The organism is Pseudoalteromonas phenolica (assembly GCF_001444405.1).
In the GTDB taxonomy this organism is placed as follows: domain Bacteria; phylum Pseudomonadota; class Gammaproteobacteria; order Enterobacterales; family Alteromonadaceae; genus Pseudoalteromonas; species Pseudoalteromonas phenolica.
On the sequence record NZ_CP013187.1, the window covers coordinates 2,434,624 to 2,447,610 of the forward strand.

A 12,987-nucleotide genomic window follows, 5' to 3' on the forward strand; every position below is an offset into this window, starting at 1 on the left:
TGCTCAGTGAGGAGCGTGAATAATCACGCTCGACCTTATCGGTTCGTGTTAAAGTGCTTTGATCATCACGTTATCTACGCGATAGACCGCACCCTCTCCCGCTCCCCAAGCAGGGAAGAACATTAAGATATCGATGGCACTGATATCTAAACCAGCATCAGATAAATCTTTTAATGAATAGGTGTATGTTTGCCATTCCCCCACCACTGGCGCTTTGCCTTCTTGACTTGCGCTTAAAGGGAATTCAGCAAAGCTGCTTGCACCCAATGACTCAATTTTGAATAACCAAGCTGCATCAGCATTATTCGGTGCTGTCACTACTTTTAGCTCAAATTGCACAACGCCAGTTTCAAACAACGTTGATGCATCAATAAAGTGCTCATCTTCAGCAAATAAACCAAGTACAGTAGGCTCTGCACCCACTTTAAATTCTGCCGTCATGCCATGTGCTGTATCGTCATTTTCGATCGTTGGCGTAGAGCCGCCGCAGCAATCCCAAAGCGACCATTTTTCTTTCACATCATCAGCAAATAATACATGTCCCATGAATGCATCAGACGCATTTGGATCGTAGATTTTCACATTATCAACACGGTAAATCGCACCGGCACCTTGGCCCCATGCAGGGAAAATCATTAACACATCAATTGCGCTTACATCTAAACCTGCATTCGCTAAGTCAGATAATTTAAATGTGTATTTTTGCCACTCGCCCACAACAGGTGCAGCTTGCTCCACACTGGTTGATAAATCGACTTCAGCAAATGATGCAGCATCCACTGACTCAACTTTAAATAACCAAGGAGCCTCGGCATTATCAGGTGCATTAGTGATTTTCATTTCAAATTCGATCACACCGTTTGACAGAATCGATGTCGCATCGAACGGGCTCACTGAACCACCATCAAGTATATTGTCAGCACGAGAAATAAAGCCCATTACCGTCGGTGAATCACCAATTTTAAATTCAGCTACGTTGCCATGAGCATCATCATCAAGCTCAACTGTAGGTGTTGAACCACCACAACAGTCCCATAAAGGCCAACTTGGATTTTGCTCGTTTTCGAATACGATTAGTTCAGGTGAAGCAGCAATTTCTGAATCTTCGATTTTTAAATTTGCTACACGATACTGTGCCCCCTCACCGGTGCCCCAAGCTGGAAAAATCATAACAACATCAATCGCACTAAGATCAAGACCACCATCAGCTAACGCTTGAAGAGAAAATTCAAAAGTTTGCCACTGCCCAACGACAGGTTCAGTACCTGATTTATTTTGAGAAAGAGGAATTTCAATCGCTGTTGTGCCTTCTGAACTTTCAAGCTTAAGCATCCAAGTCGAATCTGCATTATTCGGTGCAGTTACTATTTTCATGTCAAAACTGAGCATGCCAGTTTCAATCATAGGAGATGCGTCAAAAGGCGATGGTTTGCCCGCTTCGTCGGTAATAAATGCTTCTCGCGTGATAAAACCATTTACTGTAGGCTCTGCACCGACTACAAACTCAACCACATTGCCCTTCATTTCATCTTCAACAATCTCTGGTGTTGAACCACCACAGCAATCCCAAGCAGGCCAGTTAGGATTAAACGAACCATCAAAAATCGTTAAATTTTGAGCTATCCCCGTTGATGGCGGTGATGGAATTGGGGCTTTACCTTCAACAAGTGCATCTTCTAAAGAATCATAGCCTGCACGAATTGTTTCACACCCTTTACCAGTGTCTACATTCTGCTGACATTGATACACACGTACAAAATCAATTTCGAAGATTTGACCGTTCTCAAAAGCACTAGCATCAATGCCTGTTTCGTTTACATTCTCTGGCCAATTTCCACCTACAGCAAAATTAAGCAGCATGTGAAACTCTTGGTCATAAGGCGCATTATCATAATGAGTCGTCAATTCGCCACTAACTTGGTCAAAATATTCTGCAAACCAGCCGCGATGTTTTAAACCAACTGTTTCACCTTTTGAATTTGTGCGAATCTCTGAACGGCGTTGCGTGGCATAAAGATAATCATCAACATACCAGCGAATTTCACCTTCTTGCCACTCAATTGCATACGTATGGAAATCATCTGCTGGGTTTGCATCATTTGGTAATTTATAAGCCATACCTGAATTCACATTGTCAGGCCACTCTTTGCCATAATGTAGGGTGCCGTATATATGACTTTCAGGGTTTCCATCCGCATCAGATGCTTTTAAATTGACCGCTTCTACAATGTCTATTTCACCCGACTTTGGCCATCCACCATATACTTCATCAGTTGGAAGCAACCAAAATGCCGGCCAACTACCTTGGCCACTTGGTAACTTAGCGCGCATTTCAAAGCGCCCATATTTAAAATCAGCTTTGTTCTTGGTAATCATTCTTGCTGAAGTATAAGGCTGCTGTGCACCTTCAGCGGCAGGCAATGCAACGATTTTCAGTGTGCCGTCACTTACATAAGAGTTTGCTTCATCTTCTGTGTAGCACTGTTTCTCGGCGTTACCACCGCCTAAACAATTAACCTCATGAGTCCATTTTTGCCCATCGATTGATGACCCATCAAACTCATCACTCCAAACCAGCTGCCAATCACTCACTGGAGCTTGAGGATTAATCGGTGTTGGATCTGTTTTCGTCTCAGCACCACCGCCACATCCCACTAAGGTAGATACTGCGATTAAGGCACCAACATGTGAAAAATGCTTTGCAACTTTTATCATAATGTGTGTTCCAAATATGCGACTTTGTTGTCATAACAATTCATGAGATCCGTTGTCACTTTTTACTTGAGGCTGGGAATAAAAATAAGATAAACATTTGTTATTAAAATTTTTTATCTTACTGTCTCGTCTCGTTAGAGAATTAGTAGTTATTCGAAGCTCAAGTTAATTATTAATGATTTCTCATAAATTGCGCATGGTGTGCAGTAAACAGACAAGTATGTAAACTGCGCCTGACTTTATCCTGTTCCATTAACCTCACTGTTACAATGCAGATTCGGTATCATGAAATAGAGCTGAGACGCCCGTGATATGCGTCAAAATAGTGCGCGACAAAACGAAACAAAATTACGACGAAACGTGTAAGCCTTTTGTTGTTTGAGTTAATGAAGTGTTTTTATATTGGGGTCGTGCGCCATATTGGCGCAATTATTTGATGAGTTGCTTTGAACTGATGCAGCTCAGGCATTAAATGTAAGATAAGTGTTAAATCATGCTTAGTTTATAACTGGCTTTTCCGCAATAAAATTTTGCAAAACTGGGCTGTAATTTCTGCTGACTTTTAGCTCAATATCGTCATTCAAAGTCACTATACTCTCGTTGTTTCGAAGTGGCTTGATGCTTATTACGTGATTTAAATTAACTATGGTCGATTTATGAATTCGTGCGAACTGTTTTTCATCTAATAATGACTCTAGTTTCTTCATTGTGATCCTTAATACATGGGTGTCTTTTTCGGTGTGGACACACATATAATCACCTGCCGCATCTACCCATTTTATTTCTTTAACTGGGACGAGCACTTTTTCATTATCGCTATTTTTAATCACGATCTCTTGATTGATTGAGGTAGGAAGCGGTGCATCAGTTTCTAGCCACTCTTCTAATTCACTCACTTCAATGCCTGACGTTTCACCTAAAGCATTTAGCAGTTTAAATTTTTCTTTTTCGGCTTGATGGGGATTTTGTCGCTCAAGTATTCTCGATACCGTTTTTTGCAAGCGACCCAAATTTGCCGGCTTAAGCACATAATCAATGGCATTAAGCTCAAATGCTTCAATGGCATACTCACTATAAGCACTGACAAACACTATCATAGGTAATGTATCCGATTGCATAGCCTGTACAACTTCGATGCCATTTAACCCTGGTAACTGTAAATCAAGAAATAACACATCAGGCTCTAAAGTTTGACAAAGCTTGATAGCTTCATCGCCATTTTCAGCCTGACCAATTACTTTTATTTCAGGAATTTTCGCCAGACGAAGACTCAGTCCCTCAAGGGCTAATGGTTCATCATCAACAATTACAGCCGTTAACTGTTTAGTCATTATTCACCTCATAAGGCATCGTCATGGTCACTGTATTTCCTCTTTCTTGATTAGGTGTCAAAATCACCTCACACTCGCCGTTGAACATTACTTCTAACCTTGAGCGGGTATTTTGTAAACCAATACCAAACCCTTTTCTTTTTAATTCTTTTACAGCTTGGCCCGTATCCATTATTTTAATTATTAGACTCTCATTGCTTTTGTATGCCTTAAAAGTGATCTCAGCGCCATCTTTGCTTGGCTCTACCGCATATTTAACCGCATTTTCAATAATTGGCTGACAAAGCATGTTGGGCAGTACACAGTTCATTACGTCTTTATCTACAGCGAAGTTTACTTTGAGACGTTTGCCAAAGCGGACTTTTTCAATCGATAAATAAAGCCCCAACAAATCTAGTTCATCTTTCAAAGTACTTTTGCTTTGTTTTGTTGCCTCTAAAGAATAGCGGAAAAAACCACACAACTTATCAAGCATTTCTGATGCTTTGTCATTTTCTTCTTTTAAGATTAGCGTCGAAATTGCATTCATTGTATTAAACATAAAGTGAGGATTGAGCTGATAACGCATCATCTCAAGTTGCGCATCTTTGGCCAGAGTCTGTGCTCTTAACAATTGCTCATGTTCTCTTTGTAATTTGCTGTTATAAAACATGATAAAAAAGATTGAAGTCCACACAAACATAGTTGCCAAAGAAAACAGCAACCAACCACCAAATTCAAGCATATTCCATGCTTCATTCCACTGCTGGCTATGTACTATTACTTTGTAACTACCTAGCTTAATTATGTTATAGACTAAACCAAGTACAGCGGCAGATGTGAAGCTCAATATTAGGGTCTGTTTAAGCGTGTTATGAATTACTCTTTGAATGAATAACCACTGAAGTAAAGAAAGGCAAAAGCCACTGAGTGTTTCAACAACTAGGTTAATTATTTGACCGATTAAATTAAAGTCGGGAGAATCAAATTGCGGGCGAATAATGGCAATAAAAACCACAAGCATGTAACCAAGCCAGCCGCCTATCTGTAAGCTCCAAAATTGTTTAGACAGCCTTTTAAAGGCGGAAGATTCTAGTTCCAATGGGCTATTTTCTTTGAGATGGGCTTTATTGAAAACGTTCAAAACAGGCTCTATTTATCGTTATTCTTTAATTACTTTATTCAATAGAAATAAATAGGCAAGCAGAAAAGCAAAATGTATATAACACAGGCACAAAAAAGCCGCCTTTTTAGGCGGCTTTTATAAAATCAGTTAAAAATTACTGACCTTTGATTTCGCTACGACCGTTGTAAACCGCTTTGTTACCTAGCGCTTCTTCGATACGAAGAAGTTGGTTGTACTTAGCTACACGGTCTGAACGACATAGTGAACCAGTCTTGATCTGGCCTGCAGAAGTTGCAACTGCTAAATCAGCAATAGTCGCATCTTCAGTTTCACCTGAGCGGTGAGAGATAACCGCAGTGAAGCCAGCTTCATGTGCCATTGCAATTGCTTCAAGTGTTTCTGTAAGTGAACCAATTTGGTTAAACTTGATAAGGATTGAGTTACCGATGTTCTCATCGATACCACGCTTAAGGATCTTAGTGTTCGTTACGAATAAATCGTCACCAACTAGTTGAACCTTGTCACCAATCTTATCAGTCAATACTTTCCAACCAGCCCAGTCACTTTCGTCAAGACCGTCTTCGATTGAAACGATTGGGTAACGAGCAGCAAGGTCTGCTAAGAAGTCTGCAAAACCTTCAGAATCGAATGCTTTACCTTCACCTTTCAGGTCATATTTGCCGTCAACGTAGAACTCAGACGCCGCACAGTCTAGTGCAAGTGTGATGTCTTTGTTTAGCTCGTAACCTGCAGCAGCAACAGCTTCAGCGATTACTTCTAGTGCTTCTTCGTTTGACTTAAGATCTGGTGCAAAACCACCTTCATCACCTACAGCCGTGTTAAGACCACGAGCATTTAGAACTTTCTTAAGGCTGTGGAAGATTTCTGCACCCATGCGTAGCGCTTCACGGAAGCTTGACGCGCCAACAGGCTGGATCATGAATTCTTGAATATCAACGTTGTTATCAGCGTGCTCACCACCGTTGATGATGTTCATCATAGGTACTGGCATTGAGTACTTACCTGAAGTACCGTTGATGTCAGCGATGTGTTCGTATAACGCAACACCTTTATCTTCTGCTGCTGCTTTAGCTACTGCTAGAGATACAGCTAGAATAGCGTTTGCACCTAATTTTTCTTTGTTTTCAGTGCCGTCTAAGTCGATCATGATTTGATCGATAACGCGCTGCTCTGTCGCGTCTTTACCAGCTAGTGCTGATGCGATGTCGTTATTGATGTAGTTAACAGCAGTAAGTACGCCTTTACCTAGGTAGCGTGACTTATCACCATCACGTAACTCAAGTGCTTCGCGAGTACCAGTAGACGCACCTGATGGTGCACACGCACGGCCCCAAGCGCCTGACTCTAAATGTACATCAGCTTCAACGGTTGGGTTACCGCGAGAGTCCATAACCTCACGACCAATCACTTTAACGATTTTTGACATCTTGATTCCTCTTATTCCCATAGTGGTGATAATGTTTTATTGATAGCTATTTTCCTGTATAGGATTAAATAACCTTGTTACCTAACCCCATAATAACCATTGGTCTGCATTGTTTAAATTGAATAAAAATAACGCTGCACAACAATGTTTATTACACACCAACTATTATTAAAAAATACGTAGCTGGTTTAGAGACAAAAAAGCCGTGCAAATGCACGGCTTCTTCAGATTATTTTTCTGCTTTCTGATGTGCAAACGCTGCACCCACAAAACCTTCAAATAACGGGTGACCATCACGAGGCGTCGAGGTGAACTCAGGGTGGAACTGAGCTGCAATGAACCAAGGGTGATCTTTATTTTCGATGATTTCAACTAGCTTCTTATCTTCAGACAAGCCTGTGAAGTGTAGGCCCGCTTTTTCAAGACGCTCGATGTAATTGTTGTTTACTTCATAACGGTGACGGTGACGTTCAGTGATTTCAGCATTGCCATACACTTCACGAACTTTTGAACCTTCTTTTAAGTGACAAAGTTGCGCACCTAGACGCATTGTGCCACCTAAGTCAGACGCTTCGTCACGTACTTCTACGTTACCTTCTGAATCTAACCACTCAGTGATTAGACCAACAACTGGATGAGCAGATTCTGCGTCAAATTCTGTAGAGTTTGCACCTTCAAGACCTGCAACGTTACGCGCATATTCAATGAGCGCAACCTGCATACCTAAACAAATACCAAGGTAAGGTACTTTGTTCTCACGCGCATACTTAGCCGCTAGGATTTTACCTTCAACGCCACGGCCGCCGAAGCCACCAGGTACTAAAATAGCGTCTAGGTCTTGTAATAACTCAACACCTTTGCTTTCGATATCTTGTGAATCAACGTATTGAATGTTTACTGTTACTCGGTTTTTAAGACCCGCATGCTTCAACGCTTCGTTTACTGACTTGTATGCATCTGGTAGTTCAATGTACTTACCTACCATACCAATTGTCACTTCACCAGTTGGGTTAGACTCTTGATAAAGAACCTGTTCCCACTCAGCTAAATCAGCTTCAGGTGCTTCAATGTAGAAACGACGGCACACTAAGTTATCAAGATCTTGTGATTTTAATAACGCAGGGATCTTATAGATGCTGTCTACGTCTTGCAGTGAAATAACCGCTTTTTCTTCTACGTTAGTGAAAAGTGCGATCTTTGCACGTTCGTTAGCTGGCAATTTACAGTTAGAACGACAAACTAGAATATCTGGTTGAATACCAATAGAGCGAAGTTCTTTAACTGAATGCTGAGTTGGCTTAGTTTTAACTTCACCAGCAGCACCAAGGAATGGCACTAACGTTAAGTGCATGAATAATGCGTGTTCACGACCCAGTTCTGTACCAAGCTGACGAATCGCTTCTAAGAACGGTTGTGACTCGATATCACCAACAGTACCGCCGATCTCAACGATAGCGATGTCGTAACCTTCAGCACCTTCAATTACACGGCGCTTAATGTCGTTAGTGATATGTGGAATTACCTGAATAGTCGCGCCAAGGTATTCACCTTTACGCTCACGACGAAGCACGTCTTCAAAAACACGACCTTGCGTGAAATTGTTGCGCTTTGTCATTTTGGTGCGAATGAAACGCTCGTAGTGACCTAAGTCTAGGTCAGTTTCAGCACCGTCTTCAGTTACATAAACTTCACCGTGCTGAATTGGGCTCATTGTACCCGGATCCACGTTGATATAAGGATCCAGCTTAAGAATAGTTACGTTTAAGCCACGGGCTTCTAATATTGCTGCCAACGATGCTGCGGCAATACCTTTACCCAAAGACGAAACAACCCCGCCCGTTACGAAGATAAATTTTGTACTCATGCGAACCCTAGAATATCAGGAAAATGGAATTTTAAATAAGAATCAAGACGGGGCGATAGTATAGCAAAGCACTTAACATCAATCCACAAAAATTTAGCGTAAGCGCTTTAAATAATGACAAGTAAGACCTCAAAAAAATCGTCGTTATTGTTTGCCTAATACCGTCTTATTCTTTTGCTCTTTTCTTCACCAGCTCCCAAGCCTCATCCATTTCTTCAAGGCTTGACGCATCTAAACTCTTGCCTTGTTGTTTAAGTACGGCTTCAACTTGGGCAAATCTGCCTACAAATTTATCTGTCGCGTTTCTCAGTATTTGTTCGGGGTCGTGTTTAGCATGGCGAGCCACATTAACTGTCGCAAACAGTAAATCACCTATTTCTTCAGCTGAGTGTTCGGACTGAGGGTTTTCTGCAAGTGCTTCGCTTACTTCTGCCACTTCTTCTGATACTTTTTCAAGTGCGCCATGGTAGTCTGGCCAATCAAAGCCAAAGTTTGCAGCGCGTTTTTGTACTTTCTTAGCACGCGTTAATGCAGGGAGCACTTTTGGAATGTCATGCCATAAGGGTTGCTCAGATGAGTTCGGCTTTGCGGCTTTTTCTTGATCTTTAATCGCCTGCCATTGTTGCTCAAGCTCTTCATCTGTTAATGTCTTTTGCTCTGAAAATACATGCGGGTGCCTGCGAACCAGCTTGTTGTTTAAAACCTCAACCACCTCGTCGAAATCAAACAGCCCCTTTTCTTTGGCCATTTGTGCATAAAAAATAACTTGGAACAACAAGTCACCCAACTCATCTTTGAGATCTGCCATATTATCGCGCTCTATCGCATCAGCCACCTCATAAGCTTCTTCTAAGGTATGCGGCACGATGGTTTTAAATGTTTGGGCTTTATCCCAATCGCATCCTTTTTTAGGATCACGAAGTGTTTGCATGATATTAAGCAGTTTATCTATTTCAGTTTGATTCATTTTTAGAACACTTATTTTTAAAACAATAAAGTCGGCAAATGCCGACTTTATTAAATTGATATTTTTAACTGTTAATGCTGTCGCTTTGCTTCAAATACGCCATCAATTTGAACCAACTTAGTGATCAAGCGGTTCATTGAAGACAGATTAGAAACCTCTATTTGCATTATAAATACTGCTGTATTTTGCTCATAGTTAGTTTGCAAGTTCATGTTTAATACATTCACTTTTTCATTGGCCAACACAGAGCTGATATCACGAATAAGGCCCTGTCTGTCCTGCGCTTCAATTCGTAAGTTCAACGCATAAGATGACTTAATATCATCAGACCAACTGACAGCTATTTCACGCTCAGGATGTTGCTCGCAAATGTGCGAAAACGACTCACAATCACTACGATGAACTGCAATGCCACGACCTTGCGTAATATAGCCAACAATTTCATCGCCCGGGACTGGCTGACAACATTTGGCGACATGGCTCAATAGGCTACCCACCCCATCGACCACAATGCCATTTTTATCGCCTTTCACCTTTTTGCGTGAAGTAATTTTTAACGTATCTTCAGGTTCTGGCTTCGCTTGGATAAAGTTTAAGAATTGGTTGATGCGGACATCGCCCGCCCCCAATGCCACCATTAAGTCGTCAAGCTCTCTAAAGTTAAAGCGTTCAACCGCTGGCTCTAAGTCTTTATAGGTAAGATCTAGTTTCGACAAATGCGAATCTAGCATCTCTTTACCCGCTTGTAGGTTTTTATCTCTGTCTTGCTGCTTAAACCAGTGATGAATTTTACTACGAGCACGCGATGAGAAAATATAACCTAGGCTTGGACTTAACCAATCACGACTTGGCGCTGGATTCTTCTGGGTTAAAATTTCAACCTGATCGCCGGTTTTTAGCTTATAAGTAAACGGGACTATTTTACCGAACACTTTAGCACCTACGCAGCGGTGACCGACATTAGAATGAATATAATAGGCAAAGTCGAGTGGCGTCGCGCCGAGTGGCAAATCAAAAATATCACCCTTTGGTGTAAAGACATACACTCTGTCTTCAACCACTTGGTTTTTCAGCTCATCAGCTAAGTCACTGCCATCAACAACTTCTTCTTGCCATTGGAGTAGCTTACGCAACCAGCTTATTTTCTGTTCATAACCTGAGCCACGCCCTGGTAAAGCACCTTCTTTATACATCCAGTGGGCTGCAACGCCAAGCTCAGCATCTTGATGCATTTCTTCAGTACGAATTTGGATCTCGACTGTTTTACCTTCAGGACCAAACACCACAGTATGGATAGACTGGTAACCATTTTGTTTTGGTGTGGCAACGTAGTCGTCGAACTCTTTTGGCAGATGACGCCAACTGGTATGCACAATACCTAGCGCGGCATAACAGTCTTGAATTTCATCAACCACAATTCGCATAGCACGAATATCGAAAAGCTGATCAAATTCATAATTCTTTTGCGACATCTTTTTATAGATGCTGTAAATGTGCTTTGGACGCCCATAAACCTGTGCTTTCACGCCTGCTTCGGCAAGCTTACTAGACACTAGATTCACCATGTTTTCCATATAGGATTCACGGTCTAAACGCTTATCAGACAGCTGCTTTGCAATACGCTTATAGGTCTCTGGGTGAAGGTAGCGGAACGATAAGTCCTCAAGTTCCCACTTAAGCTGTCCTATCCCTAAACGATTAGCCAGTGGTGCGAAGATATTTGCGGTCGCTTTAGCTGTCACCACACGCTCTTCTTCATCAGCATTTTTTACTTCACGTAAATGACAAATTTGTTCAGCTAATTTAATTACTACCGCTCGAACATCTTCAACCATAGCCAATAACATACGGCGAATGTTATCAATCTGTACATTGCCTTTACCCTGATGTGCTAGGGTGCTGATTGTCGCCATTTGCTCAACCCCTTGCAACAGCAAAGCAACGTTGTCGCCGAGCTCGTCTTTTACATCATCAAAACTGATTAACCCTTCAAGAAAATAGGGCGTTAAATAAGCAGATGCCAAAGATTCAGGATCAAAATTCAGCTCGGCAAGGATTTCCACCATCTCAACGGCTTTGTTCAAGGTCGTCGCATTCACATCAGAAGGACATAAAGCATGGGCTCGGTCTAAATATGAGAGTTTATCGTCTGACAGGTTCAGAAGATCTAGCCGAGCCGAAAAATCGGCTGGTAAATGAGTTTGATGTGATTGGCGGGTTGCAACCATCTGCATTACCTCCTTTGGAACAACGCCATTGTCTCTATATGCCCCGTGTGAGGAAACATATTCATAAGTCCCACTTTACTGATTGTGAAGCCAGCTTCAAGTACTAAAGCACTATCTCTCGCTAAAGTAACTGGATCGCACGATACATAGAGAATTTTTTCGAATTGATTTAGTGGCAATTGCTTCAATACATCATACGCACCGGTACGAGACGGGTCTAAAATCAATACATTCGCTTGTTTATCGAACCACGTGGCACTTGAGATATCATCCGTCAGGTCAAAACATTCAAAAGAGACATTTTCAAGCTGATTTTGTGCTGCATTTGCCTTAGCTCTTTGTACCGAATTATCTACGCCTTCAACACCAACAACACGTTTAGCATATTTGGCTGCAAGCAAAGAAAAGTTACCAATACCACAAAACAAGTCTAATAAGATGTCTTTTTCACTGAGTGCTAACCAATCTAATGATTGCATCAGCATCTTTTCATTTACTTCGCCGTTAACTTGAATAAAGTTATTGAGCTGAAAACCAAATTCAATCCCATTAACTCGATAGTTAGGGAGTTGCTCGTATGTCACAGGCTCTTTACCATCATCCCATAAAACCTGCACACCTGAGTCGCTTAATGCTGTTATTAATATCTGTTTCGTATTGTCATCAATTACTTTGGTATGCCTTATAAGTACAAACACACCGTTATCTGCTTCACAAAGCTGTACATGACTAATTGAATGAAGCTTGCTGTTATCTGTGACAACTAGTCTTAGCTGCGTGAATAGTTCTTCAAAAGCAATATTTAAAACTGGGCAATTTTCTACTTCTACTATTTGCTTACTCTTTTGCGCTCTGAAGCCTAATTTAAATTGCTTCGTTTTCTTATCTGAAATACAAGCAATACGGGCAGAGCGGCGGTAGTATTTATCTTCACTGGTGATAGCAGGTTGCCAAGCTAGATGCGTTTCTTTTGCAAATTTTTCAAATAGTTTGCCAACGGCTTGCTGTTTATAAGTGATCTGACTGTCTACTTTTAAATGCTGTAACTGACATCCACCGCACACACCATAATGTTGGCAAAAAGGGTCGATACGTTCTTCACTTGGTGTAAGTACTTTGACTTGCTTAGCCTCAATGAGCTTTGACTTCTCATCGAGAATTTGCGCTTTTACTCGTTCGTTTGGTAATGCACCATCAATAAAACACACCTTACCATTGTGATTTGCAACACCTCGACCTTGATGATCAAGTGACTTTACATCCAAAGTCAGTACTTTGCCTTTATTTGACGTTTTTTTAGCACGAAATATCTGTGCCATACGAATGCCCC

The 12,987-nt window shown here is 41.4% G+C and carries 8 protein-coding genes; all 8 read right to left on the reverse strand.

The window, feature by feature from the left end:
- Positions 1–48: 48 nt before the first annotated feature.
- The 8 genes from PP2015_RS10660 to rlmD all read right to left on the reverse strand — a co-directional run bounded on the left by PP2015_RS10660 (position 49) and on the right by rlmD (position 12,976).
- Positions 49–2,715: a glycoside hydrolase family 16 protein gene (locus PP2015_RS10660; protein ID WP_058030289.1), complete on the reverse strand. Its 2,667-nt coding sequence runs from the start codon at positions 2,713–2,715 to the stop codon at positions 49–51.
- 497 nt (positions 2,716–3,212) lie between these two features.
- Positions 3,213–4,046: a LytR/AlgR family response regulator transcription factor gene (locus PP2015_RS10665; protein ID WP_058030290.1), complete on the reverse strand. Its 834-nt coding sequence runs from the start codon at positions 4,044–4,046 to the stop codon at positions 3,213–3,215.
- Positions 4,039–5,169 carry a sensor histidine kinase gene (locus tag PP2015_RS10670; protein ID WP_058030292.1) on the reverse strand — a complete coding sequence of 377 codons (1,131 nt, stop codon included), beginning with the start codon at positions 5,167–5,169 and terminating at the stop codon, positions 4,039–4,041. Before PP2015_RS10670 ends, PP2015_RS10665 begins: the two co-directional genes overlap by 8 nt.
- Before the next feature lie 136 nt (positions 5,170–5,305).
- A complete protein-coding gene (eno, locus tag PP2015_RS10675) occupies positions 5,306–6,598 on the reverse strand; it encodes a phosphopyruvate hydratase (protein ID WP_058030293.1) in 1,293 nt (430 codons plus the stop codon).
- Between the two features lie 229 nt (positions 6,599–6,827).
- Positions 6,828–8,462 carry a CTP synthase gene (locus tag PP2015_RS10680; protein WP_058030295.1) on the reverse strand — a complete coding sequence of 545 codons (1,635 nt, stop codon included), beginning with the start codon at positions 8,460–8,462 and terminating at the stop codon, positions 6,828–6,830.
- A 166-nt stretch (positions 8,463–8,628) separates the two neighbouring features.
- A complete protein-coding gene (gene mazG, locus PP2015_RS10685; RefSeq protein ID WP_058030297.1) occupies positions 8,629–9,429 on the reverse strand; it encodes a nucleoside triphosphate pyrophosphohydrolase in 801 nt (266 codons plus the stop codon).
- 71 nt (positions 9,430–9,500) lie between these two features.
- The gene (gene relA / locus PP2015_RS10690; protein ID WP_058031608.1) at positions 9,501–11,657 is read right to left on the reverse strand and encodes a GTP diphosphokinase; all 2,157 of its coding nucleotides are present in this window, start codon (positions 11,655–11,657) and stop codon (positions 9,501–9,503) included.
- 5 nt (positions 11,658–11,662) lie between these two features.
- Positions 11,663–12,976, reverse strand: a complete 1,314-nt coding sequence (gene rlmD, locus PP2015_RS10695; protein ID WP_058030298.1) for a 23S rRNA (uracil(1939)-C(5))-methyltransferase RlmD — start codon at positions 12,974–12,976, stop codon at positions 11,663–11,665.
- Positions 12,977–12,987 lie beyond the last annotated feature (11 nt).